Genomic DNA, 24,899 nt, shown 5'->3' with positions numbered 1-24,899 from the left:
GCGGCGCGTCGCACACCACGATCGCGGAGAACGTCCGATGCAGCTGACACGCCGCCGTTTTCTCGCCGCCAGCGGTGCGGCCACGTTTTTGAGCCTGTGGTCCGGCTCCGGTCTGGCCACACCTGGGCCGGACACGCGGCTGCTGGTGGTATTGCTGCGCGGCGCGCTGGATGGCCTGCATGCGTTGGTGCCGCAGGGCGATGCGGACTACGCGCGGTTGCGTGGCGCGTTGGCGCCGCAGCAGACCCTGGCCCTGGACGGCAGCTTCGCGCTGCACCCGGCGCTGGCCTTCGCCCATGAGCTGTATGCGCGCAAGCAGTGGCTGCCGGTGGTGGCGGTGGCGCCGCCGTATCGGCAACGCTCGCATTTCGAAGCGCAGGACTGCCTGGAAAACGGCACCGCGCGGCCCAGCGGCGCCTCCAGCGGCTGGCTCAACCGTTGCGCGGCGGCGCTGCACGGTGCCGAGACGCTCTCGGTGAGCACGGTGACGCCGTTGATCATGCGCGGTCCGGGTGCGGTCAGCAGTTGGTCGCCGCCGTTGCCGACCGCGGTCAATCCGATCCTGCTGCAGCGGCTGCAGCCCCTGTACGCCGCCGATGCGCAGCTGGCAGACGGCTTCGCGCGCGCGGTGCGCGGGCAGGGCATGCAGGTGGACAGCGTCAAGGGCGGGCAACTGCCGCAGGCGATGAGCGCCGCCGCCAGCTTCATGGCCAAGGCCGATGGCCCGCGGATCGGTTTCGTCGAGGATTCGGGCTGGGACACGCACGGCAACCAGGCCGGAGTGCTGCAGCGCAAGCTGGCCGAGCTCGATGCCGGAGTGCGCGCGTTCCACGACGGCGCCGGTGCCAGCTGGGAGCGCAGCGTAGTCGCGGTGGTGACCGAGTTCGGACGCACGGCGGCGGTCAACGGTACCGGCGGTACCGATCACGGCACCGGGGGCGTCGCCTTCCTGGCCGGTGGCGCGATCCGCGGCGGGCGCATTGCCGGCGACTGGCCGGGGCTGTCGCCGCGGGCCTTGAACGATGGCCGCGATCTGCGTGCGACGGCCGACCTGCGCGGCCTGTTCAAGCATCTGTTGAGCGCCCACCTGGGCGTGTCCGAAGCGGCGCTGGAAACGCAGGTGTTTCCGGGCAGCGGTGCGGTGCGGGCGATGGAGGGGCTGGTGGTGTCGAGCTGAGAAGGCAGGCCGACGTGGACGCGACGGCGTCCAATCTGTTGTCGCATGCGCGATGGAGATGGCCGCCGCTCGGCGTCCGATGCGGCGGCCATTGACCCTTGCTGCTGCGACCCCGGTGCCGGCATGGCCTACCGGCACCGGTCGCGCGTGCGCTGCGTAAGCCGTCAGGCTCAGTTCTGCGCCGGGCTGTTCTCGGCGAAGTACTCGTGGCTGTCGGCGTTCTTCACCGCACGCGCCGGGTTGCTGGTGGCCAGGCTGCGCGCCGCGCTCTGGCCATAGGCGTAGTCCGAGGTGCCGGCGACCACGGTGAAGTGGCTCATCTCGTGGATCAGGGTGCCGGCCTTGGAGTCGGTGCCGGTCAGTGGCGCGCTCCAGAACGCATTGCAGACGTAGATCTGGTAAGGCTGGTTGGCGTAGACGTAGGCATAGGAACTGTCGCTGCAGCCGCAGTTGATGGTGACCTGGCCGTTGTTCTGGTCGATCGCCGCGTCGATGTTGACGAAGTTGGAGGTGGCGGTGCTATAGCGGCTGGCGTTGTAGGCGCCGAACCAGGAGGTGTAGCGCGCGCCGGTGCTGCCGCCGTTGAGATAGGTCTTGGCGTTCTGCGAGTAGGTGCGTGCCGAGTTCACCGCGCTGCCGATGGTGCTGATCTGGCTGCTGCTGCACGAGGCGTAGTTGATGCCGTTGACCACGGCCTGCGGACCGGCCATCAGCTCGTTGCGCACTGCGCGGCCGCGGCCGCCCAGCCACAACGTCAGCGGCGCGCTGGACACGCTCTGCGGCTGGCCGTCGGCGCGCTGCATCCGCTCGCCGTCGGCGAACGCGGCGTATTGCAGCGATGCGTTGAGGTTGATGGTGTAGTTGCCGCTGCGCGACATGTCGTAGGCGTTGGCCAGGTCGATCTGCGCGTGCCGCGCTTCGCCCGGCTGCAGGGTCACGTAATCCTCGGCGCGCGGCGCGGCGCGCTTGACCAGGCGCCCGACGTAATCGACCGTGCTGCCGTCGCGTGCGATCTCGAACAGGCTGGCATCGAGTTCGCCCAGCGGCAGTTCCCACTTGGGCACGCGCGCCACGCGCTCGCCGGTGTTGCGCACGGTGACCGCGACCTGGCCGCGGTACTGGCCGTCCGCGTCGGCGACCGGCGCCAGTTCGACCTGCAGCGGCGTGGTGGTGCGCGACAGCTGCGATTGCGCAGTGGCCGCCGACATGAGGCCGACCAGGCTGAAACCGATGGCTGCCGAGATCAGGGATGCGTGTTTCATGCAGGCTTTCTCCGTCGAAAAGAGGGTGCCCATGCGAGGGCGTATGCAAACTAGCCCGACGATCCGCGCGCAACCGGCGTTTGCGCGTTTGTCTGCGATTCCGTCCAGCGAACCGGGCGATCGGTCCCACAAACGACGTTCGCGCGAAGACAGCGCTGCATCGATTCGCTGCGATGGAAGCGCGTGTGTCGTCTCGCATCGCACGTTCGCCGGTGCGCTTCCGGTTCGCCGGTGCGCATGCCGATGCTAGAGTCGGGCGTTCGCGCCTTGGGAGAGGGGATGTCATGGGAGTGCTACGGCTGTTGCTGGCGGCTGCATTGGGTTCGCTGACAGCGGTTGCCGCGGCGCAGCCTGCGGTCCGCACGATCGCGCTGGACGTGCAGGGGCCGACCGCGCCGCGCGATCGCTTCTACGACCTGTCGGTGGGCTCGGACTATCCGGGCACGCTGCTGCGCGAAGACAGCCTGGCGCAGCTGCGCACCGCCCGGGAAGAACTGGGTTTCCGCTATCTGCGCTTCCACGCGATCTTCCACGACGTGCTCGGAACCTATCGCGAGGTCGATGGGCGTCCGGTCTACGACTGGAGCAAGATCGATCAGCTCTACGACCGCATGCTCGGCATGGGCATCCGTCCCTTCGTCGAACTCGGTTTCACCCCGGAGGCGATGAAGCGTTCCGATCAGCAGATCTTCTACTGGAAGGGCAACACCTCGCATCCGCAGCTGGACAAGTGGAGTGCGCTGGTGGATGCGTTCGTGCGCCATGCGCGCCAGCGTTACGGTGAGGAGGAGGTGCGCCGCTGGTACTTCGAGGTCTGGAACGAGCCGAATCTGGCCGGCTTCTGGGAAGGCGCCGACCAGCCCGCGTACTTCGCGCTGTACGACGCGACGGCGAAGACGATCAAGCGCATCGACCCGCAACTCAAGGTCGGCGGGCCGTCGACCGCGGGCGCGGCCTGGGTGCCGGAATTCATCGCGCATGCGCATGCTGCCGGCACGCCGCCGGATTTCATCACCCCCCATACCTATGGCGTGGACGGCGGCTTCCTCGACGAGAAGGGCGAGAGCGACACCAAGCTGTCGCCATCGCCCGATGCGATCGTCGGCGACGTGCGCCGCGTGCGCGAGCAGATCCAGGCCTCGGTGATGCCGGGATTGCCGCTGTACTTCACCGAGTGGAGCATCAGCTACACGCCGCGCGATCCGGTGCACGACGCCTACCTCAGCGCGGCCTACATCCTGAGCAAGCTCAAGGCAGTCGAGGGGCTGGTGCAGGGCATGAGCTACTGGACCTACAGCGACCTGTTCGAGGAACCGGGCCCGCCGACGGCGCCGTTCCAGGGCGGCTTCGGCCTGCTCAATCCGCAGGGCATTCGCAAGCCGGCGTACTTCGCCTACAAGTACCTCAACGCGCTGGGCGAGCGGCAGTTGCGCAACGCCGATGCGCAGAGCTATGCGACCTACGACGGCGGCGTGCTGAAACTGCTGGCCTGGGAGTTCGTCACGCCGCAGCAGGACAAGAGCAACCGCCCGTACTTCACCCAAGTGCTGCCGGCGGCCGCGACCGCGCCGCTGCGCCTGCAACTGCGTGGACTGGCGCCGGGTACCTATGCGCTCGCCATTCGCCGCACCGGTTTCGATGCCAACGATGCGTACAGCGCGTATCTGCGCATGGGATCGCCGAAGGCGCTGAGCGCTGAACAGGTACGCAAGCTGCAACTCATGACCGCGGATGCGCCCGAAGTGCGGCGCGTGCGGGTCGGCAAGGATGGCAACGCGCAAGTGGATGTTGCGATGCGCGCCAACGATGTGGTGCTGGTGGAGCTGCGTCCGCGCTAGCGCGCGGGTTTTCGCGCCCATTGGCAGGGCGTGCCTGGAACCTGTAGGAGCGGCTTCAGCCGCGACCGGGTCGTTCCTGCGTAGGACAGCCCCGGTCGCGGCTGAAGCCGCTCCTACAAGGTGCCAGCGCCAGTCGCGTGGGAGGGCTACCGGTGGAGCCCGTCGCGACTGAAGTCGCTCCCACATGAACCTGCAGCCGAAGGCGCCGAATCTATCCGATCCTGCCGCTGCCTCTGTCGCGGCTGAAGCCGCTCCTACAGGGGCGTACAGGGACGGCGGCTGGGTCGCGTCAGTGCGAGCGATCCACTGCCAGCCGCGCCAGCGCCGCCAGCGTGTCGGCGCGGGCGCCGTGGCCGTGCAGGCTGTCGCGCATCGTCGCCGCCAGTTCGGCGAGCTTGGCCTTGGCGCCGTCCATGCCGAGCAGCGCGGGATAGGTGGACTTGGCCTGCGCCGCGTCCTTGCCGGCGGTCTTGCCGAGCTGTTCGGAGCTGGCCTCGATATCGAGGATGTCGTCGCGTACCTGGAACGCCAGGCCCAGCGCGCTGGCGAAGGTATCCAGCTGCGCGAGCGCGGCCGCGTCGGCGCCGCCGCCGAGCGCGCCCAGGCGCACGCTGGCGCGGATCAGCGCGCCGGTCTTCAACGCATGCATGCGCTGCAGGTCGGCCAGCGGCTGCACCGCGCCGGTGGCGTCGATGTCCAGCGCTTGGCCGCCGCACATGCCGGCCGCGCCGGCCGCTTCGGCCAGGGTCTGCAGCCAGCGCACGCGCAACGCCGCATCGGTGCCGTCGGCGCCGGCCAGCAGGGCGAAGGCCAGGCTCTGCAGCGCATCGCCGGCCAGGATCGCGGTGGCTTCGTCGAAGGCGATGTGCACGGTGGGACGGCCGCGGCGCAAGGCGTCGTCGTCCATCGCCGGCAGGTCGTCGTGGACCAGCGAATAGGCGTGGATCAGTTCCACCGCCAGCGCCGGCGCATCCAGTCGGGTTTCGTCGGCCTCGAACAGCGCGCCGGTGGCGTAGACCAGCAGCGGACGCATGCGCTTGCCGCCGCCGAGGGTGGCGTGGCGCATCGCCGCGTGCAGGCGCTGCGGCGCGACCGCGGCGCTGGGCAGCTGCGCATCCAGGCCGGCTTCCACGCGCTCGCGCCAGCGCGCGAACGCGGCGTCAGCCGCCATGGAGCGGAGCGGGATCGAACGGCTCGGCGCTGTCCGGCTGCTCCGGATCGCTGAGCAGGCGCACGCGCAGTTCGGCCTGTTCCAGCGCCTGCTGGCACTGCCGGTACAGGCCGACGCCGCGCTCATAGGCGCTCAGCGACTGCTCCAGGCTCAGGTCGCCGGTTTCCATCTTCTCCACCAGCACTTCCAGTTCCTCGAGCGATTGCTCGAAGCGGGCGACCGGGGAGGCTTCTTCTAATGACTTCTTGGGCATCACGGAAGTGTGCGCGGCGTCGGCGGCAGGGTCAATGCGAGGCGGGTGACGATGGCGTGGCGGCGCTGTCCAGCGCCAACTGCGCGTGCCGCGCCTGCAGCCAGGCGTGCAGCGGCGCGGCGACGATCCGGTCGCCGGCGGCGAGCAGGCGCTCGGCGTCGAACAGCAGCGGCAGGCGCGCGCGCTGCCAGGGCGGCACGGCGTGTTCCTGCAGCACCTGCTTGAGCACCTGGGAGTGGACGCGCCCGGGCAACAGGATGCGTTCGCCGCCCTGGCGCAAGCGCACCAGTAGCGGGGTGTCGAACAGCAGCGGCGTGTCGGCGTGCAGCCGCAGGCAGCGTCCGTCGGGCAGACCCAGCGGTGCGCGGCCGTCCCATTGCGCCTGCCAGTCGGCGGGCAGTGGTGGCGGATCGCGCTCGGCGTACAGCGCATCGCGCCAGCCGCGCAGCGTCGCGCCGTGCCAGGCGAACTGCGCGGCGGCGTCGGCACGCGCGTGCAGCAGCGTGCGCTCGATCGCCACCACGCCGGCCGCCGGCAGTGGCGGCAGGCCCGCTTGCGCGACCCAGCGCCGCAGCACCCGCGCGCGGTGCGGCGCCGGCAGCGCGCGCAGGCGCGGCAGCGACAGCGGCGCAGCGTCGTCGTCGCGCAGCGCATCGAGCGCAGCCTGGTCGCCGTCGTCCAGCAATGCGCCGGCCTCGCCGCACAGCTGCGCGCTGCGCGCCAGCGCGGCATCGGCATGCGCCCAGCGCTGGCGCAGCAGCGGCAACACCTGCAGGCGCAGGAAGTTGCGGTCGAAGCCGGGGTCGGCATTGCTCGGGTCTTCGATCCAGCGCAGCGCGTGCCGTTGCGCATAGGCGTGCAATGCGCTGCGCGGCAAGGCCAGCAATGGGCGCCACAGCATGCCGTGGGCGAAGCTGCGCAGCGGCTGCATCGCCGCCAGCCCGTCCGGACCGGACGCGCGCAGCGCGCGCAGCAGGAAAGTCTCGGCCTGGTCGTCGCGGTGCTGCGCCAACGCCAGCCACTCGCCTGCGCCCAGCACCTGGGCGAAGGCCGCGCGCCGCGCGTGCCGCGCCGCCGCCTCCAGGCCGTGGCCGCTGTCGCGCGGCACCTGCACGCGCAGCACCTGCAGCGGAATCGCCAGGGCCGCGCACAACGCGGCGCAGTGCTCGGCCCAGGCATCGGCGTCGGCATGCAGGCCGTGGTGCACGTGCACCGCGCGCAGCCCGCCGCGGCGGTACTGCGGCTGTTGCGCCAGCGCATGCAGCAGCACGCAGGAATCCAGCCCGCCGCTGAGCCCGACCAAGACAGCGGCCGGCGCCGGATCGGGCAGGGCGACGCTCACGGCGCAGTGTGGGGCGGTATCGGAACGGCGGCTCATCGCGTCACTTTAGTGGCTGGCGACGCGGCAGCGAAGCGGGGTGCGGCCAGAGTGCGGCGCGGTTGCGTCCCGGCACGCGCCAGCCGTGCGCTATCGTCCCAGGGAGAGAGGGTTCTGTCTGCTTGCCGTGTTGTCGTCAGGTCGACGCTGTCGACCCCATCGTGCCCGCGCTCAGGGCTGCGGTTCGGGCACTTCGCGGTTGTTGCGGTCGATGGCGTACCAGCGTCCGCCCTCCATCGGCGTATGCCCGTCGCCATCGGGCGTACCGCGCCGGCAGCCGTCGCAGACCCGGGCCACGCCGTTCTCGAACGGCCAGGCGAAATCGTGGACCGGCGGGATCACTTCGCGCAGTTGCCGGTCGTAGAAGCCGATGCGGCCATGGAAGATGCCGCGGGTGAGGCCTTCGGCGAAATAGTCCGGGCCGTTGTCCCAGAGGATCACCGGCAGGCTGCTGCCGTCGGCGCGCACGTAGTAGAACTGGTCGCCCACGGTCAGCACAGAAAGCCCATCGGCGTCGAACTGCAAGCGCTGCGCCGTCTGCGGCGCAAGCCGCAGGCGCCCATCGGCCGCGACACTGCAGCCGCGCACGATGGCGCGCTCGGAGTTCGGATCGGCGATCCGGCACGCCGCGTCCGCCTGCGCCCAGGCCGCTGGCGCCGCCGCGAGCGCAGCCAGCGCGACCAGCGCCGCTGCCCGCCGGTTTGCCATCAGCATGTGCCGCTTCCGCGCCAAGCTCACTTCGCGGTGGCGCTCGCAGCCTCGGCCACGAACGCGTCCGGCTTCGGCAACTGCACCGGCACGCCGTCGCCGTTGCAGGTGCCGGCCTGGCACAGGCGCCCGCGCAGCTTCGGCGTGGCCTGCACGATCACGTGGTAGATCACGTTCTCTTCCAGGCTGCCGCGGAACGCATCGCTGCCAGGGCCGCGCGCCCAGATGCCGACGTCGTCGCCGCCATGGGTTTCGGCCTTGGTCGGTACCAGCGCTTCCTGCATGAAGTCAGGGCTTTCGGTGTTCACATGGGTCAGGTCGGGGCGGCCCTTGACCGGTTCGAAGCTGCTCGGCGCATGCGGGAACGTCTTGATCCCGGCCGGCTGCTGGTTGCTGGCGCCGGTGTAGCCGGGGCCGTTGGCATAGCTGAGCGTGGCGTACGGCTGACCGTTGCCGTCCAGCGCCAGGTCGCCGGTATTGGCGTCTTCGCCGCTGGTGCCGCGCACCTTGCCCAGGATCGGGTTGCCGCGCTGCGGGTAGCCGACGAAGTTGAGCGTGTGCGAATGGTCGGCGGTAACGACGATCAGCGTGTCCTCGGCCGAGGTCGCCTCCGCCGCGGCCTGCACCGCCTGCGACAGGGCGATGGTCTCGTCCAGCGCGCGGTAGGCATTGCCGGCGTGGTGGGCGTGGTCGATGCGTCCGCCTTCGACCATCAGCACGTAGCCGTCCTTGCCGCGCGACAGGGTGCGGATCGCGGCGCGGGTCATCTCGGCCAGGCTCGGGTCGCCGGCCGCGCTCTGGTCGCGGTCGTGGTCGAACTGCATGTGGTCCGGCTCGAACAGGCCGAGCAGCGCCGGCGCGTTCTGCGCCGCTTCCAGCTGCCCGCGGTTCCAGACATAGGAGCCCTGCGGGTGGCGCTGGCGCCATTCGCCGACCAGGTCGCGGCCGTCCAGGCGCAGGCCGACCTTGTCGTCGTATTCCGGGTCGCGCTGCTCGACCGTGGTGAACTGGCTGCGGCCGCCGGCCAGCATCACCTGCGGGCCGCGGCCGTAGTGCGCGCTGACCATCTGCTGGGCGATGTCGCGGCAGCCTTCGCCCACTGCTTTCTCGGGCAGGTCGGTGTCGCTTTCCCAGTTGCGTTCGGGGGTGTGCGCGTAGGTCGCCGCCGGGGTGGCGTGGGTCAGCCGGGTGGTGGTGACGATGCCGGTGTTCAGGCCGGCGCTGTCGGCCAGTTCCAGCCAGGTCAGCAACTGCTTGCCGAGGCTGTCGGCGCAGGCCTCGCGCTTGCCGGCGGACACGCCGATCGCGCCCATGTGGGTCTTCACCCCGGTGGTGATCGAGGTCATGGTGCCGGCCGAGTCCGGCGTCTGCGAGTCGGTGTTGTAGGTCTTGCTCAGCGCGGTGGCCGGGAACGCCTCCCACGACAACTGGTTCTCCTCGCCGGAGGCGCCCTTGCGCTGGCCGTCGAGGATGCGCGCGGCGGCGACCGTGGTCAGGCTCATGCCGTCGCCGAGGAACAGGATCACGTTCTTGGCCTTGCCGCGCATCGCGCCGTTGTTGGCGGCCTTGGCCGCGCCGCTGCGGTACCACCAGTCCGGTGTCTCGCCGCCGGGATGGGCGACGGCGGGCACGGCGATGGGCGCGACGGCGGCGCTGGCAGGCGCGCGCGGCGCACTGGCGCAGGCCGCCAGCAGCAGGGTGGAAGCGGCGGCGAAAGCGGGAACGAGATGGCGCATGCGAGGAACGGCCCCTGGGCACGAAGTCCTGCGCATTATGCCGGTTGCGACAATGCACGCCGATGACATCGCGCCTTTCCAGCCATGGCGTCGTCGCCCGCGCCGGCTTGCGCTATGGTGCAGGACCCCGAGATTTTCTGGACAGCATCGATGAAAGTGGTGACCGCCTGGTTGCGCATCCCGTTCTGGCAGCGCGTGGTGGCCGGCTTCGTGCTCGGTGCGCTGGCCGGCTGGGCGATGGGACCGGCGGCGGACACCTGGTTCGGGCCGCTCGGCGACCTGTACGTGACCCTGATCAAGATGATCGCGGTGCCGCTGGTGTTCTTCGCGGTGATCAACGCGATCTCCTCGCTGCACGGTCAGCAATCGGTGGCCAAGCTCGGTGGGCGCACCTTCCTGTGGTTCGTGCTCACCGCCGCGCTGGCGGTCGGCGTCGGCCTGGGCGTGGGCACGCTGCTGCAGCCGGGCGCCGGCCACTTCGGCCTGAGCGTGGACAGCGCCTGGAAGCCGCGCGACGTGCCCAGCCCGATCCAGGTGCTGCTGGACGTGGTGCCGTCCAATCCGTTCTACGCGCTGACCGGCATCGGCACCAAGACCAATGCGGCCGGCGAAACGGTGTTGGCGGCCGGGCGCGGCTCGATCCTGCCGGTGATCTTCTTCGCCGGCCTGCTCGGTTTTGCGATGGTCAAGCTCGGCGAGCGCGTGGCGCAGGCGCGCAAGCTCGCCGGGCAGATGAGCGAGATCATGATCCAGGTCACCCGCTTCGTGCTGGAGATGACCCCGCTCGGCACCTTCGGCCTGATCGCCTCGCTGGTCGGCAGCTACGGCTTCGAGAAGCTGCTGCCGTTCGGCAACTTCGTGCTGGCGCTGTACCTGGCCTGCGCGATTCACATCCTGGTGGTGTACAGCGGACTGCTGCTGGCGCATGGATTGAACCCGTGGAAGTTCTTCCGCGGCGCCGCGCCGGGCATGCAGGTGGCGTTCGTCAGTTCCTCCAGTTTCGCCGCGATGCCGGTGGCGATGCGCTCGATCACCCACAACTTGGGCGTCAACAAGGACTACGCGGCGTTCGCGGTGCCGCTGGGCGCCAGCATCAAGATGGACGGCTGCGGCGCGATCTTCCCTGCGCTGTGCGCGGTGTTCATCGCCCAGTACACCGGGGTGCCGCTGACCGCCAACCAGTATTTCGTGGTGCTGATCGCCTCGGTGCTGGGCAGTTTCGGCACCGCCGGCGTGCCCGGTACCGCGGTGGTGATGGCCACGGTGGTGCTGAGCGCGGCCAACCTGCCGCTGGAGGTGATCGGCTATCTGTACGCGATCGACCGCGTGCTGGACATGATGCGCACCATGACCAACGTCACCGGGCAGATGCTGGTGCCGGTGCTGGTGGCCAAGGAGACCGGCTTGCTCGACCGCAGCGTGTACGAGGCGGCGTCGAGCAACGTCGGCCTGGAAGATCCGCCGGCCGATGGGTCCGGCCAGTTGCGTTGAGTCCGCGGTGAGCACGCCAGCGCCCAGTCTGCGCGAACAGCTGCAGCGGCTGCCTGGACTGACGCCGATCGACGGCGTGTTGGTGCAGCAGGCGCTCGCCGCCGATCCGTTCGAGCGCCAGTACCTGGCGGTCCGGCAGCAGGAAGGCCGCGTCTACAGCGACGCGCAGGTACGCACGCTGCCGCATCCCGGCGGGGCGCTAGGCGCCAGCCACGAGTGGCGGGTGCGCGCCGAGTCGTGCCGGCGCCTGCTGCGTCACCTGCAGGCTCGCGGCGGCGGCGGGCCGCTGCTCGAACTGGGCTGCGGCAACGGCTGGCTGTCACAGCGGCTGGCCGAAGGCCTGCAGCGCGAGGTCTGCGGCGTCGACGTCAACCGCACCGAACTGGCGCAGGCCGCCCGCGTGTTCGCGGCCAGTCCGCGCCTGAGCTTCGTCGCTGGCGACATCCACACGCTGCCGCTGCCGCCGCAGCGCTTCGATGTGGTCGTGCTGCCGGCCTGCATCCAGTATTTCGCCGACCCGCGCGCGCTGATCGCGCGCCTGCTCGGCCTGCTGCAGCACGACGGCGAACTGCACGTGATCGACAGTCCGTTCTACGCCGATGCCGCACAGGCGCAGGCCAGCGCCGCGCGCAGCTTGCGCTACTTCGGCGGCTTGGGCTGCGCGGAACTAGCCAGCCAGTACCACCAGCACACCTGGGCCGCACTCGACGGCATCGCGCTGCGCGTGCTGTTCGATCCGCGCAGCCTGCGTGCCCGCTGCCTGCGTGCGTTGCGCCGGCGGCAACCGCACTTTCCGTGGCTGTGCATCCGCAAGCGCGACAACCCGGCATTGGCGGCTGGCTAAGCCGTCGCGATCGCGAGCGGGCTTCACCGGCGAGGCGAAGGTGCGCGGCGTGGCGATCCTGCGCGATGCTGTCGCCGGCCCTGAACCGCCGATCCGCGTGTCGCCGCGGCGCGGCGCCCGCAGCATCGGTACGTGGCAGACTTCAGCTTCTTTTCCTTCCCTGGAGCCCCGATGAGCGGCACGCAACGCGAACTGACCTTCCGCTTTCTGGCCGAGCCGATCGACGTCAACTACGGCGGCAAGGTCCACGGCGGGGTGGTGATGAAGTGGATCGACCAGGTCGGCTACGCCGCCGCGGTCGGTTGGAGCGGGCGCTACAGCGTGACCGTGGCGGTGGGCGGGATCCGCTTCGTCTCGCCGATCCGGATCAGCGACATGGTCACGGTCACCGCCAAGCTGGTCTACACCGGCAGCACCAGCATGCATTTCGCGATCGATGTGCGTGCGCGCGACCCGATGGGTGGCGACTCGCGCCTGTGCACCCACTGCATCATCGTGTTCGTGGCCCTGGACGGGGTGGAAGGTAAGCCGACCCCGGTGCCGTCGTGGACGCCGGATACGCCGGAGGACCATCGCCTGTCCGAGTACGCGCTGAAGGTGATGGAGCTGAGCAAGGGCATCGAGGACACCATCTCCCACTACCAGGCCTGAGCCTGGCACCGGCCGCGGCCGCGGCCGTGCCGCAGGCGCGGTGACGTTTCCGGGCCGGCATGCGGCCCGGACATGCAGCGCAGGGCGGCGCGACCCGCAGCAACAAAAAGGCCGCTGTCTCCAGCGGCCTTTCGTTGTTTGCCTGCGAGCCCGCGCGGTTTACATCGCCACGCGCCGCGCCTGCACGAACTTCTCGCTCCAGTAGCCGCTGGTCAGCGTGTCCACGCGCACGTCCTTGCCGCGGCTCGGCGCGTGCAGGAAGCGGCCTTCGCCGACGTACAGGCCGACGTGGTCGACGCGGCCCTTGCGGCCGAAGAACACCAGGTCGCCCGGCGCCAGCGCGTCGCGGTCCTTGATCAGTTCGGCATTGGCCTCGCGCGCCATCTCGCGCGACACGCGCGGCAACTCGATGCCCAGCGCGGTGCGGAATACGTAGCCGACCAGGCCGCTGCAATCGAAGCCTTCGGTGTCTTCGCCGCCCCAGCGGTACGGGGTGCCGAGCAGCGCCATGGCGCGCTTGAGCACCGACTGCACCTTGTCGCCGCCCGGGACCACGCCTTCGCGCAGCGGCGCCTGGGACACGTCGTAGTTGGCCAGCAGGCGGCTGATGTCGCCGGCGAACATCGCCGAGCGGTCCATCAGCGGAATGGTGTCGTTGGCGGCCAGATGCGGGAGCAGGGCGGCCAGGGTGGCGGTGGCGGCGGCGTCGGCCTTGCTGCGTGCGGTGGCCGGGGCCTGCGCGGCGACCGGCTTGGCGGTCGCGGGCTGGAAAGTCGTGGGAGTGGTGCTGGTGGTGCCGGCGGCGGTCATCTGCGCCGGTGCCACGGGGGCGATCGCTTCGGGGACCACGGTGTCGGCCGGGGCCGACTGGGCCAGGGCCGGAACGGCCGAGAGGCAGAGCGAGGCGGTACAGATTAAGCGGAAGGCGGCCCGGCGGGGGACGGAGGTCTTGCCTGGAGAGGTCTTGGCTTCGGTCGTCACGCTTCGATCACAAATTCAAACGATGGGCGATCATGCCCTGTAGACGGCAAGAGGAAGTTCAAATTACGTTAATATTTCGTAATTATGAATGTGAGCGCAACCACAGTTCAGTGCAGGACGCGTTTGGCGCCGGTGTAGTGGTCGCGCCAATAGGCCCCGTCCAGATAGTCCAGGCGCACAGTTCCGCCGGTACTGGGGGCATGCACGAAGCGGCCCTCACCGACGTAGATGCCGACATGGCTGACCGTGCCGCCGCTGCCGAAAAACACCAGGTCGCCAGTGCTCAGGCGTTGTGGATCGATCCGCGGACCCTGCACCGCGGCCAGTTCGCGCGAGGTGCGCGGCAGCTGCAGGTCGAGCATGTCGCGGTAGACGTAGGCGACCAGGCCGCTGCAGTCGAAGCCTGAGTCGGGGGTGTTGCCGCCGTAGCGGTAGGGCGTGCCGACCAGGCCCAGCGCGCGCATCAGCACCGCGTTGGCCGCGGCCGGGTCGGCCGGCGCCACCTGCGGCCAGCTGCGCACCGCCACCGGCGGCGGCGGGCGCGACGGGCGCACCTCGTGGCGGCCGCAGGCAGCCAGCACGGTCATGCACAGCAGGGCCGCGCAACAGGGAAGGCGGCGCCGCGTGGACGTTGCAACTGGCTTGTTCTGCATGGAGCCGGGATAATGCGCAACCTTAGATGGCCGCCATCATGGCGGCGCCCTCGTCGGCCGACAAGCCGTCCACACCGTCTGCCATCGGCAGCCACAGCGCAGAGTTGCACATGAAGATCGAAAAAGACCGCGTCGTCCGTTTCCACTACACCGTCTCCGAAGCCGGCCAAGCGCCGATCGAGACGTCCAAGGACCGCGATCCGCTGGTGATCCTGATCGGCCACGGCAACATCATCCCGGGCCTGGAGAACGCGATGCTGGAGCAGGAAGCCGGCGCCAGCTTCGGCGTCGACGTGGCCGCCAAGGACGCTTACGGCGACTACCGCGAGGGCCTGACCCAGCGCGTGCCGAAGAAGCATTTCGGCGCGACCAAGCTGCAGCCGGGCAGCCAGGTGGTCCTGCAGACCAACTTCGGCCCGCGCGCGGTGACCGTGCAGAAGGTCGGCATGAGCGTGGTCGATGTCGACCTCAACCATCCGATGGCCGGCAAGGACCTGCATTTCGACGTGGAGATCCTCGAGGTGCGCGAAGCCAAGCCGGAAGAGATCGAGCACGGCCACGTGCACGGCGAGGGCGGCCATCACCATTGAGTGAGCGCGGTGCGGGTCCCGTTCGCGGGATCCGTCTGCGCCGTGCGAATGCGCGCTGCGCCGCCGCTGCTGCCTGATTGATCGGCTTGGCGAGCGGCGTTGCTGCGCTCGCTGTTAGGCCGCATGCGTACTTCACTTACTTCGCGATGCGCCTTGGCGCATGCGCGCCGCGGCGACGGATGATCGCCGGCCTTCCGTCCGGTGCCACGCCTTGGCCTCCTCCGCTCCCGTGCTGCAGCCCGTCGCGCCCGCCGAACGCATCGTCACTCTGGACGTGCTGCGCGGTTTCGCGCTGCTCGGCATCCTGCTGATGAACATCGAGGGTTTCGTCGGTCCGCTGGATACGGCGATGACCGGGCTGGATCCGCTGTTGCGCGGCGCCGACCGCATCGCCGATGCGGCGGTCTACCTGCTGGTGCAGGGCAAGTTCTACACGTTGTTCTCATTGTTGTTCGGCATGGGCTTTGCGGTGATGGCGCAACGCGCGGAGGCGGCGCGGCGCGAGTTCGGCGGCTTCTTCGTGCGCCGCAGCGCGGTGCTGCTGCTGATCGGCGTGCTGCATGCGGTGCTGCTGTGGTCCGGCGACATCCTGGTCAGCTATGCGCTGTTGGCGTTCATGCTGCTGGCCTTTCGCGAGGCGCCGACGCGTTGGCTGCCGTGGATGGCGCTGGCGGTCTATCTGTGCTCGCCGCTGCTGTCGCTGCTGACCGGCGCGATCGGCTCGGCGGCGCAGGCCGACCCGCACGGCGCCATGCAGTGGCGGCAGGACATGGCCGAGCAGGCGCAGCGCGCGGCGGCGGCGCTGGAGCAGCAGCGCCAGGTGTTCGGCCATGGCAGCTATGCGCAGGCGACCGCGCAGCGCCTGCGCGACCTGATCGATGCGCTGGGCACGCTGGTGTTCAATGCGCCGACCATCTTCGGCATGTTCCTGCTCGGCGCATGGTGCGTGCGCAGCGGACTGGCGCAGCAGCCACAGCGGCGTCCGCGGCTGCTGGCGGCGTTGCGCTGGGGCGTGTTGCCGTTGGGCATGGCGCTGATGCTGCTGAGTTTCCGGCTGGAGCCGTGGATGGATCCGGCGCGCCTGGACCTGCGCCTGGCCGGCGCGTTTGCCTTGGCCACCGTGGCCAGCGGCATGATGGCGCTGGGCTATGCGGCCTGGCTGCTGCGCTTCGCCCCGGCGTTGCGCTGGCTGGCACCGGCCGGGCGCATGGCGCTGAGCAACTACCTGCTGCAGTCGTTGCTGTGCACCATGCTGTTCTATGGCTATGGCCTGGGGTATTTCGAACGGCTGCCGCGCGTTTGGCAGATCCCGTTTGCGTTCGCGCTGTTCGCGTTGCAGGTGGCGCTGTCGCAGCTGTGGCTGCGCCATTTCCGCTTCGGTCCGGTGGAATGGCTGTGGCGTTCGGCGAGCTATCTGCGTTGGCAACCGCTGCGCCGTCATGGCACGCCTTGAAACGTGCCGAGCATCGATCCGCCACGGCATCCTCACGCGTGGCGCGCCACCGCTCGTGGCATGCTCGGAATCAGCATGAGCAATACGACAGGACACCCGATGGCCGACCTGATAGGCGGGCAGTCGCCCGCGATCGACACCACGCCTTACCGCGCGGAGCGTTTGCAGTGAGCGATGCCGTCTACGACTACGACCTGCTGGTACTCGGCGGCGGTTCCGGCGGCCTGGCCACCGCGTTCCGCGCCGCCGGCCTCGGCGCGCGCGTGGCGATCCTGGAGCCGGGCGCGCTCGGCGGCACCTGCGTCAACATCGGCTGCGTGCCGAAGAAGGCGATGTGGCTGGCCGCCGACCTGGTCGGGCGCATCGATCTTGCCCGCGACATCGGTTTTTCCATCCCCAGTTCCACCTTGTCGTGGCCGGAACTGGTGGCGCATCGCCAGGGCTATATCGGCAACATCCACGGCAGCTACCGGCGGCGCCTGGATGCCGACGGCGTGGTGCTGATTCCGCAGCGCGGCCGGCTGCTGGACGCGCATACGGTGGAATGCGCCGACGGCGTGCGGGTCAGCGCCGGCCACGTGGTGATCGCCACCGGCGCGCATGCGCTGCGGCCGCCGATCGAGGGCGCCGAGCTGGGCCTGGTGTCGGACGATTTCTTCAATCTGTGCGAGGCGCCGCCGCGCGTGGCCATCGTCGGCGGCGGTTATATCGCGGTGGAACTGGCCGGCCTGCTGCAGGCGCTGGGCAGCCGCGTCGAGTTGTATGTGCAGGGCGAGCGCCTGCTGGAGCGTTTCGATGCGGAACTGGCGCGGCAGCTTGCCGAGAACCTGCGCCATCAGGGCGTGCGCCTGCATTTCGGCTATCGCGCCACGGTCCTGCGCCGCGGCGAGCAGGGCTTGCAGTTGCACGACGGCGACGGACAGCCGAGCGAGGCGGTGGACCAGGTGTTCTTCGCGATCGGGCGGCGTCCGAACAGCAAGGACATCGGCCTGGAAGCGCTGGGCGTGCGCATCGGCGACAAGTGCGAGGTGCTGGTCGACGATTACCAGAACACCGACGTGCCGGGGCTGTACGCGATCGGCGACGTGGCCGGCAAGGTCGGCCTGACCCCGGTGGCGATCGCCGCCGGACGCAAGCTGATGGATCGCCTGTTCGGCGACCAGCCGCAGGCGCGGCTGGACTACGACAACGTGCCCAGCGTGGTGTTCTCGCATCCGCCGCTGGGCCAGGTCGGCCTGGGCGAAGAGCAGGCGCGGGCGCGCTACGGCGACGCGGTGTCGGTGTATCGCAGCAATTTCCGGCCGATGCTGCATGCGCTGGCCGACTCGCCGCAGCGCAGCCTGTTCAAGCTGGTCTGCGTGGGCGAGGACGAACGGGTGGTCGGTTTCCATCTGCTCGGCGACGGCGCCGACGAGATCCTGCAGGGCTTCGCGGTGGCGCTGAAGCTGGGCGTGACCAAGCGCCAGTTGGAGGACACGGTGGCGATCCATCCGACCTCGGCCGAGGAAGTGGTGCTGATGCGCTGAGGCGCTGAGATGCGCGGCGTTGCAGCGCCGCTGCATACGGCATGGCCCTGAGGTCAGGACGGCGAGCGCGGTCCGACCCGCCCATCCCCTTTTCGGGTCTGCATGCCAATCCGGCACGCCATGCCGCGATGTCGTCTGCACGGGAGAAGGTGGCCCGTAGGGCCGGATGAGGGGGCGGGCGCAGCCCCGTACATCCAAATCCGCGAGGCGCTTCGCGCCGTACCCTCACCCCAACCCCTCTCCCGGTGGGAGAGGGGCTCTGCACGCCGCGGCTGTTCCCTTCTCACATCGGGACCATGGCCCCCTTTTTGGGGGAAGGTGGCCCGCAGGGCCGGATGAGGGTGCGGGCGCAGCCGCCGTAGAATGGGCGGCATGCACGATGTCCGTTTCCGTTTCCGTTTCCGCTTCGGCGCCGGTCCGCGATGAGCGCGTCCGAGCGCTCGACCGCCGCTCCGCTGGCGACTGCGCATGCCGACCTGGGCGGTGTGCTGCTGGCCGCCGGCGGCGCAATCGCGTTTTCCGGCAAGGCGATCATCGTCAAGCTCGGCTACCGCTACGGGGTGGACGCGGTGACCCTGCTGGCGCTGCGCATGCTGGTGGCCTTGCCGTGTTTCGCGGCGATGGCGCTGTGGGCCGCACGCCGCGCGCCGCCGCTGCAGCGTGGCGATCGCTGGCGCATCGTCGCGCTCGGCGTGCTCGGCTACTACCTGGCCAGCTACCTGGATTTTCTCGGCCTGGCCTACATCACCGCGACGCTCGAGCGGCTGATCCTGTACCTGACCCCGACCCTGGTGCTGCTGATCGGCGTGCTCGTGTTCCGCCGCCGGCCGCAACGCCGCCAGCTGTGGGCGCTGGCGCTGAGCTATCTCGGCGTGCTGCTGGCCTTCGGCCACGACCTGCAGGTCGGCGGCGCGCGCACCGCCTGGGGCAGCCTGCTGGTGTTCGGCAGCGCGCTGGCCTATGGGCTGTACCTGGTCGGCAGTGGGCAGATGGTGGCGCGGATCGGCGCGGTGCGGCTGACCGCCTACGCCAGCCTCGTCGCCTGCGTGCTGTGCATCGCCCAGTTCCTGCTGCTGCGGCCGCTGCACGCCCTGCTGTTGCCGACGCCGGTGTACGCGCTGTCGCTGCTCAACGGCACCTTGTGCACGGCGGTGCCGGTGCTGGCGACGATGCTGGCGGTGCGGCGGATCGGTTCGGGCCTGGCCTCGCAGATCGGCATGCTCGGTCCGGTCTCGACCATCGTGCTCAGCGTGCTGCTGCTGGGCGAGGCGATGGGACCGTGGCAGATCGCCGGCACGCTGCTGGTGCTGGGCGGGGTGCTGACGGTGTCGCGGCCTGCACGGACACCGGCGGCATGAGCGGACAGGGCCTCACGCCGGCCGCCGAGGCCGCGGCGGCGGCGCAGGCGCGGATCCTGGCGACGATCCGCGCGATCCCGTCCGGCCAGGTGCGCGGCTACGGCGAAGTGGCGATGCTGGCCGGGCTGCCCGGCCGCGCGCGGCTGGTCGCGCGGGTGCTCGGCGGCAACGACGATCCGGCGCTGCCCTGGCACCGGGTGCTGCGCAGCGATGGACGCATCGCCTTCCCGGAAGGTTCGCGCGGCTTTCGCGAACAGTGCCAGCGGCTGCGTGCCGAAGGCGTGGCGGTGCAGGGCGGACGGGTGAAGCGTGCCCCAACACCGGCGCGCGACCTCGACGCGGCGTTATGGGGCCCGCAATAGCGAGCGGCTATGATGGTCGGCAGTTGCCACGGACACGACCATGTTTCCCAGACTTCCGCCTGTTACCCAAGCCCTGCTGATCGGCAATGTGGCGGTGTTCCTGCTGCAGCAACTGCTGGGCGACGACACCTTCGCGCCTTTCATGCTGTGGCCGATCGGCGCTTTCGACGCGTTTTCGCCGGGACAGAATTTCCAGATCTGGCAGCTGCTGACCTATGGCTTCCTGCATGGTGGCTTCTCGCACCTGTTGTTCAACATGCTGGCGCTGTACATGTTCGGCGGTCCGTTGGAGCAGACCTGGGGCAACAAGCGCTTCCTGACCTACTACCTGGTGTGCGTGGCCGGCGCCGGCCTGTGCCAGCTGCTGGTGGGCTGGTGGACGGTCAGCAACGGCGGCGAGCCGTACCCGATTCTGGGCGCTTCCGGCGGCGTGTTCGGCCTGTTGCTGGCGTTCGGCATGCTGTTCCCGAACCAGCGGGTGATGCTGCTGTTCCCGCCGATCCCGATGAAGGCGCGCACCTTCGTGATCGTGTTCGGCGCGCTGGAGCTGGTGATGGGCTTCACCGGCTGGCAGCCTGGCGTGGCGCACTTCGCGCACCTGGGCGGCATGCTGTTCGGCTGGCTGCTGATCCGCTACTGGCGCGGCCAGCCGCCGTTCGGCAAGCGCAAACCGCCGCGGCCGCGGATCGTGCGCTGAGGGATATCGGCAGTGATGTCTGCGATGCGCGCTCAGCGCCTTTCGAAGACCTGTGCATTCGCGCGCCGCAACTGAGCTAGCGTGCGTTCGAGCGCAGCGGGTGGTCCTTCGAGACGCATCGTCGCAGGTGATGGTGCCTTCGCCGCGCCATCGGCTGATTGCGCAGCGCGGAGGCTTCGTCGCGCCGATGGCCGTTGTCAGGCGCCGCGAGGCTGGCGGAGTTTGCCGATCGCCATCGCCACAACGCACGACGGCGCGGTTGCCCGCGCCGTCGTGCATGCACTGCCTGGCGAACTGCGGTTACGGCCAGACGCGGATCTGCTCGGCGTCGCTGCGCACCATCGGCTGGCCGGCCTTGCAGGTGAAGGCGGCGGCGAAGGAGGGCAGGTTGGCCAGCGGGCCGTTGGCGCGCCAGCGGCCCGGCGCGTGCACGTCGGCGGTGACGCGCTGCACCGCTTCGTTCGGCGACAGCTGCTGCGCCCACAGACCGGCCCAGGCCTTGTAGAACGCCTGCTTGCCGGCGTCGCCGGCGGCGGGCTGGGCGGCGGCATACGCCTGCCAGGCCAGTTCGACGCTGCCGATGTCGGTCAGGTCCTGTTCCTGGGTCAGCTGGCCGTTGACCTTGGCACCCTTCACGCCGGGGAAGTCGTAGGCGCCGTACTGCGCCGCGGCGCGCGCGCTCAGTGCAGTCCACGCGCTCTTGTCTTCCGGGGTCCACCAGCTGCGCAGTTCGCCCTTGGCGTCGACCTGGCTGCCCTTGCTGTCGATCGCGCCGATCAGTTCGTGCGCGACCAGCGCGCCGTAGCCGCCGTACAGCGCGGCGGCATCGCCGCCGGCGACGAACACCGGCGGCTGCAGCAGCGCGGCGGTGACGATCAGGCGGTTCTGGGCGAGGTCGTAGGTCAGCGCCGGCTGCTGCGGCAGCACGTCCCAGCGGCGGTCGGCGTTGCCCTTGCCGATGCGCTTCATTTCCTCGCGGTGGCGCCAGGTGGAGGCGATCAGCATGTTGCCGCCGAAGCTGCCGCGGCCCATCGGCTGCACGCTGTAGTCCAGGTCGCGGCGCGGCGCGCCGACTTCGATCTTCAGCGCGGCCAGCTTGGCCTGCGCTTCGGCGCGCGCCGACTCGCTCAGCCAGGTGTTGCGCTTGAGCGCGGCGATCTCGGTGTCGCGCACCTGGTCGGCGATGCTCTCGGCCTGGCGGCGGGTGTCGGCGTTGAGATAGCGGCCGACGTACTCGCGGCCCAGCATCGGGCCGGCGGCGACGTTGATCGCGTCCAGCACCTGCGACCAGCGCTGCGGCGGCAGGGTCTGGCCTTCCAGCACGCGGCCGCGGAACTCGAAGCTGGCGTCGCGGAAGCTCTTGGACAGGTACGGCGCCATCGCGTCGCCGACGCGCCAGCGCAGGTAGGCCTTCCATTGATCGGGCTTGATGCTGACGATCATGCCGTCGAGTTGCTTGAACATTTCCGGGTCGGCCATCGACACCAGGTCGTCGTTGACGCCCTGCGCCTTCAGGAACGCGTCCAGCTGCAGGTTGCGGTACTGCTTGTTCAACTCCTTGGTGGAGATCGGCGCGTAGTTGTTGAACGGGTTGTTGATGCCGGCCAGCGACTTGGCGCTGCGCGCCAGGGCGGTCTCGATCTGCAGCACCGACTGGGTGTCGGCCTCGAGCTTGGCTGCCGGGGTGCCGGTCAGGGTCAGGATCTGCTTGACGTAGGCGCGGTAGCGTCCCATCAGCGCGACGGTGTCGGCGTCGGTGCGGGTGTAGAAGGCCGGGTCCGGCAGGCCCATGCCGCCCTGCATGAAGTAGCCGATGTGGCGGTCCAGCGCCTTCAGGTCGACGTCGGCACCGAAGTTGAACGCCACCGGGATGCCGACCTGGTGCAGCGCGGCGATCGAGGCCGGGACTTCCTTGGCTTTCTTGATCGCGTCGATGCGGCTCAGCAGCGGCGCGATCGGGTTGGATCCGTCCTTCTCCACCGCCGCTTCGTCCAGGCCGCTGGCCCAGAAATCGCCCAGCGCCTTCTGCACCGAATTCTGCGGCGACTGCATCGACGCATCGAGCAGGTCGCGCTGCTGTTGCTGCGCGCGCGCGGACAGCTGGCCCAATGCGGTGACCGCGCCGGTCTGCGGCAGCGGGTTGTTCTTCAGCCAGTCGGCGTTGGCGTAATCGTAGAAATCGGTGCAGGCGGCGCTGACGACGGGCGCCTTGGCGGCGGCGCGCTTCTTCTTGGGCGCGGCATCGGCGGTGGACGCCAGGGCGATCAGGCCGAGGGCGACAGCGAGGGCAAGCGGACGGGCATTGAGCATCGGGAGCGAATCCGGTCAGGATTAAAGTCGGCGGAGTTTAACAAGCTGCGGCCCGCAGCTGTGTCCATGGCATGGCGCGGCTTTCCCCAACCTGTTCAGATGGATGCGCGGGCATGCGCCAGGCGGGCGTGGGGGTGTCGCCGCGGCGTCGCCCGCGCGATGCGCCCGCGGCCCGGCGCGCGTAGCGCGCAAAGAAAAGGCCCGGACATGCCGGGCCTTTTCGCGTTGCGGAGGAGCTGACGCGTTTACCAGATCACGACCTGCCTGTCGCCGGCGCGCACCATCGGCGATCCGGCCTTGCACTGGAACGCGGCGGCGAAGGCCGGCAGGTTCGACGGCGCGCCCATCGCGCGGAACTGCGCCGGCGCGTGCGGATCGGTGGTCAGGCGCACCGCCGCGTTCTGCGGGGTGTACTTGGTGCGCCACACCGTGGCCCAGTTGAGGAAGAAGTTCTGGTCGCGGGTCATGCCGCCGACCTTCGGATCGTCCTTGCCCTCGGTGGCCTTCTTCATCGCGTCGTAGGCGGTGGACAGGCCGCCCAGGTCGGCGATGTTCTCGCCCAGGGTCAGCTTGCCGTTGACCGGCTTGCCGTCCACCTTGTACTCGTCGAACTGCTTGACCAGTTTGCCGGTGAGCCTGGCGAAGTTCTTGGCGTCGGCCGGCGTCCACCAGTTCTCGAAGTTGCCGGTCGGCCCGAAGCGCGCGCCTTGGTCGTCGTAGCCGTGGGTCATCTCGTGGCCGATCACCGCGCCGATGCCGCCGTAGTTGAACGCGTCGTCGGCAGTGGGATCGAAGAACGGCGGCTGCAGGATCGCGGCCGGGAACACGATCTCGTTCTGCAGCGGGTTGTAGTAGGCGTTGACCGTCTGCGGGGTCATGCCCCATTCGGTCTTGTCCACCGGCTTGCCGATCTTGCTCAGGTTGTACTTGTAGTTGAATGCGGTGGCGGCGCGCACGTTGTCCAGGTAGCTGTCGCGCTGGGTGCTCAGGCCGCTGTAGTCGCGCCACTTGTCCGGGTAGCCGATCTTCGGGGTGAAGGTCTCCCACTTGGCGATCGCCTTGGCCTTGGTCTCCGGGCTCATCCAGGTGACGTTCTCGATGCGCGCCTTCAGCGCCTGGCGCAGGTTGTCCACCAACTGCTGCATCTTTGCCTTGGCGTCGGCGGAGAAGGCGACCTTGACGTACATCTGGCCCATCGCCTCGCCGGCGCCGTCCTCGATGCTGCCGAGCACGCGCTTCCAGCGCGGCTTCATCTCGGCCTGGCCGTTGAGCTCCTTGCCGTAGAACGCGAAGCTCTCCTGCGCGAACGCGTCGCTCAGGTACGGCGCGGCGCTGTCCACGGTGTGGAAGCGCAGGTAGGCGCGCCACACCGACGGGTCGGTGTCGCCCAGCGCCTTGCTCACTTCCTCGTGGAACGCCGGGATCGCCAGCGAGAACTTCTCCGGCACCGCCACGCCCTGCGATTCGAAGAACTTGGTCCACGGGAAGTTCGGGGCCAGCTTGTCGGCCTCGGCCGGGGTCACAGGGTTGTAGGACAGCTCGGCATCGCGCGACATTTCCTCGCTGGACTTGGAGACCTTGGCCAGGCGCGTTTCCAGCGCCACCACGTCCTTGGCCTGCTTGGCCGCATCGGCGGCCGGCACCCCGGACAGCTCCAGCACCTTGGCCACGTGCGCCTGGTAGGCGTTGAGCTTGTCCTTCTTGTCGGCATCGAAGTAGTAGCCGCGGTCGGGCAGGCCCAGGCCGCCCTGCATCGCGTAGGCCATGTTCATCGAGGAGTTCTTGAAGTCGGCCTCGGCGCCGAAACCGAACAGGCCGTTCTCGCCCTTGGCCGCGCTCTGGCGCAGGTACTCGGCCACCGCCGGGCCGTCCTTGAGGCCGTCGATCGCGGCCAGGTCGGCCTTCAGCGGCTCGATGCCCTGCGCATTGACCTTGGCTTCGTCCATGCCCGAGGACCAGAAATCGCCGACGATCTTGTCCACGCCCTGCGCGTTGGCCGCGGCGGCGGCCTGCTCGGCCAGCTGGTGCTGCACGGCGACCGAGCGCTCGTCCAGGATCGAGAACGCGCCCCAACTGCTGCGGTCCTTGGGGATTTCGTTGGCGGCCAGCCACTTGCCGTTGACGTAGCCGGCGAAGTCGCTGCAGGCCTCCTTGGTCGGGTCCAGGTCGTTGGCGCTGAACGCGTTGTAGGCCGGCAGCTTGCTGGCGTCGAGCTTCAGCTCGGCCGGAGCGGCGGCAGGCGCCGGCGCGGCGGCCTCGGTCTTGGCGGTGTCGGCGGCGGGCGCCGCCGCGTCGGGCTTGTTGCAGCCGCTCAGGGCGGCGCTCACGGCCAGGGTCAACAACAGCATCTGGGGATTGCGAAAGGTCACTAGGAGGCTCCAAGCCAGCGTGGATACGGAATGGCCCGAGGGGCCGTGGCGAGACTGTACGCCGCTGCCCGGGGTTTCAGGGGTGTCGAAG

At 69.6% G+C, this 24,899-nt stretch carries 21 protein-coding genes; 11 read left to right on the top strand and 10 right to left on the bottom strand.

Annotated elements, in window-relative coordinates; translation table 11 throughout:
* Positions 1–37 precede the first annotated feature (37 nt).
* Positions 38–1,177 (top strand): DUF1501 domain-containing protein, encoded by a 1,140-nt coding sequence (locus HEP73_RS14495; RefSeq protein WP_185820511.1) that lies wholly within the window; start codon positions 38–40, stop codon positions 1,175–1,177.
* A gap of 170 nt (positions 1,178–1,347) precedes the next feature.
* Here the strand turns inward: HEP73_RS14495 and HEP73_RS14490 are convergent, their stop codons facing one another.
* A complete protein-coding gene (locus tag HEP73_RS14490) occupies positions 1,348–2,439 on the bottom strand; it encodes a M35 family metallo-endopeptidase (RefSeq protein ID WP_185820510.1) in 1,092 nt (363 codons plus the stop codon).
* A 284-nt stretch (positions 2,440–2,723) separates the two neighbouring features.
* On the opposite strand from HEP73_RS14490, the gene HEP73_RS14485 reads away from it, so the two are divergent.
* Complete coding sequence (locus tag HEP73_RS14485) at positions 2,724–4,277, top strand: GH39 family glycosyl hydrolase (protein WP_185820509.1); 1,554 nt, start codon at positions 2,724–2,726, stop codon at positions 4,275–4,277.
* Between the two features lie 289 nt (positions 4,278–4,566).
* Here the strand turns inward: HEP73_RS14485 and HEP73_RS14480 are convergent, their stop codons facing one another.
* The 5 genes from HEP73_RS14480 to HEP73_RS14460 form a co-directional block, all read right to left on the bottom strand.
* Positions 4,567–5,448 carry a polyprenyl synthetase family protein gene (locus HEP73_RS14480; protein ID WP_185820508.1) on the bottom strand — a complete coding sequence of 294 codons (882 nt, stop codon included), beginning with the start codon at positions 5,446–5,448 and terminating at the stop codon, positions 4,567–4,569.
* A complete protein-coding gene (locus tag HEP73_RS14475; RefSeq protein ID WP_185820507.1) occupies positions 5,438–5,701 on the bottom strand; it encodes an exodeoxyribonuclease VII small subunit in 264 nt (87 codons plus the stop codon). Before HEP73_RS14475 ends, HEP73_RS14480 begins: the two co-directional genes overlap by 11 nt.
* 31 nt (positions 5,702–5,732) lie before the next feature.
* Entirely contained in the window at positions 5,733–7,079 is a 1,347-nt protein-coding gene (gene tilS / locus HEP73_RS14470) for a tRNA lysidine(34) synthetase TilS (protein ID WP_185820506.1), read from the bottom strand.
* Between the two features lie 171 nt (positions 7,080–7,250).
* On the bottom strand, positions 7,251–7,793 hold the full coding sequence (locus HEP73_RS14465; protein WP_255423506.1) for a WG repeat-containing protein: 543 nt from the start codon (positions 7,791–7,793) through the stop codon (positions 7,251–7,253).
* 20 nt (positions 7,794–7,813) lie between these two features.
* On the bottom strand, positions 7,814–9,523 hold the full coding sequence (locus HEP73_RS14460; RefSeq protein WP_185820505.1) for an alkaline phosphatase: 1,710 nt from the start codon (positions 9,521–9,523) through the stop codon (positions 7,814–7,816).
* Positions 9,524–9,673: 150 nt separating this feature from the next.
* On the opposite strand from HEP73_RS14460, the gene HEP73_RS14455 reads away from it, so the two are divergent.
* From HEP73_RS14455 to HEP73_RS14445, 3 genes are all read left to right on the top strand, one after another.
* Positions 9,674–11,014, top strand: coding sequence for a dicarboxylate/amino acid:cation symporter (locus HEP73_RS14455; RefSeq protein WP_185820504.1), 1,341 nt, complete (start codon positions 9,674–9,676; stop codon positions 11,012–11,014).
* Positions 10,992–11,858 carry a class I SAM-dependent methyltransferase gene (locus tag HEP73_RS14450; RefSeq protein ID WP_185820503.1) on the top strand — a complete coding sequence of 289 codons (867 nt, stop codon included), beginning with the start codon at positions 10,992–10,994 and terminating at the stop codon, positions 11,856–11,858. The genes HEP73_RS14455 and HEP73_RS14450 overlap by 23 nt, the downstream gene beginning before the upstream one ends.
* Before the next feature lie 171 nt (positions 11,859–12,029).
* Entirely contained in the window at positions 12,030–12,509 is a 480-nt protein-coding gene (locus HEP73_RS14445; RefSeq protein ID WP_185813326.1) for an acyl-CoA thioesterase, read from the top strand.
* 159 nt (positions 12,510–12,668) lie between these two features.
* On the opposite strand, the gene HEP73_RS14440 is transcribed toward HEP73_RS14445, so the two are convergent.
* Together HEP73_RS14440 and HEP73_RS14435 are read right to left on the bottom strand one after the other, a co-directional pair.
* On the bottom strand, positions 12,669–13,490 hold the full coding sequence (locus HEP73_RS14440; RefSeq protein WP_185820502.1) for a C40 family peptidase: 822 nt from the start codon (positions 13,488–13,490) through the stop codon (positions 12,669–12,671).
* Between the two features lie 107 nt (positions 13,491–13,597).
* Positions 13,598–14,143: a C40 family peptidase gene (locus HEP73_RS14435; protein WP_185820501.1), complete on the bottom strand. Its 546-nt coding sequence runs from the start codon at positions 14,141–14,143 to the stop codon at positions 13,598–13,600.
* 110 nt (positions 14,144–14,253) lie between these two features.
* On the opposite strand from HEP73_RS14435, the gene HEP73_RS14430 reads away from it, so the two are divergent.
* The 6 genes from HEP73_RS14430 to HEP73_RS14405 all read left to right on the top strand — a co-directional run bounded on the left by HEP73_RS14430 (position 14,254) and on the right by HEP73_RS14405 (position 20,129).
* Entirely contained in the window at positions 14,254–14,733 is a 480-nt protein-coding gene (locus tag HEP73_RS14430; protein ID WP_185813323.1) for an FKBP-type peptidyl-prolyl cis-trans isomerase, read from the top strand.
* Positions 14,734–14,962: 229 nt separating this feature from the next.
* The gene (locus HEP73_RS14425) at positions 14,963–16,186 is read left to right on the top strand and encodes a DUF418 domain-containing protein (protein ID WP_185823430.1); all 1,224 of its coding nucleotides are present in this window, start codon (positions 14,963–14,965) and stop codon (positions 16,184–16,186) included.
* Between the two features lie 167 nt (positions 16,187–16,353).
* Positions 16,354–17,712 (top strand): glutathione-disulfide reductase, encoded by a 1,359-nt coding sequence (gene gorA, locus HEP73_RS14420; protein WP_185820500.1) that lies wholly within the window; start codon positions 16,354–16,356, stop codon positions 17,710–17,712.
* A 422-nt stretch (positions 17,713–18,134) separates the two neighbouring features.
* Positions 18,135–19,070, top strand: a complete 936-nt coding sequence (locus HEP73_RS14415) for a DMT family transporter (RefSeq protein ID WP_185820499.1) — start codon at positions 18,135–18,137, stop codon at positions 19,068–19,070.
* Positions 19,067–19,432: an MGMT family protein gene (locus tag HEP73_RS14410; protein WP_185820498.1), complete on the top strand. Its 366-nt coding sequence runs from the start codon at positions 19,067–19,069 to the stop codon at positions 19,430–19,432. Before HEP73_RS14415 ends, HEP73_RS14410 begins: the two co-directional genes overlap by 4 nt.
* 40 nt (positions 19,433–19,472) lie before the next feature.
* Positions 19,473–20,129, top strand: a complete 657-nt coding sequence (locus HEP73_RS14405; RefSeq protein ID WP_185813317.1) for a rhomboid family intramembrane serine protease — start codon at positions 19,473–19,475, stop codon at positions 20,127–20,129.
* A gap of 300 nt (positions 20,130–20,429) precedes the next feature.
* On the opposite strand, the gene HEP73_RS14400 is transcribed toward HEP73_RS14405, so the two are convergent.
* Positions 20,430–22,439: a M13 family metallopeptidase gene (locus tag HEP73_RS14400; RefSeq protein WP_185820497.1), complete on the bottom strand. Its 2,010-nt coding sequence runs from the start codon at positions 22,437–22,439 to the stop codon at positions 20,430–20,432.
* A gap of 245 nt (positions 22,440–22,684) precedes the next feature.
* Positions 22,685–24,787, bottom strand: coding sequence for a M13 family metallopeptidase (locus HEP73_RS14395; protein WP_185820496.1), 2,103 nt, complete (start codon positions 24,785–24,787; stop codon positions 22,685–22,687).
* Positions 24,788–24,899: the final 112 nt, after the last annotated feature.

Origin of the sequence: Xanthomonas sp. GW, assembly GCF_014236815.1 — a bacterium.
Taxonomy (GTDB): Bacteria; Pseudomonadota; Gammaproteobacteria; order Xanthomonadales; family Xanthomonadaceae; genus Xanthomonas_A.
This window is presented reverse-complemented; position numbering and strand designations above follow the sequence as displayed.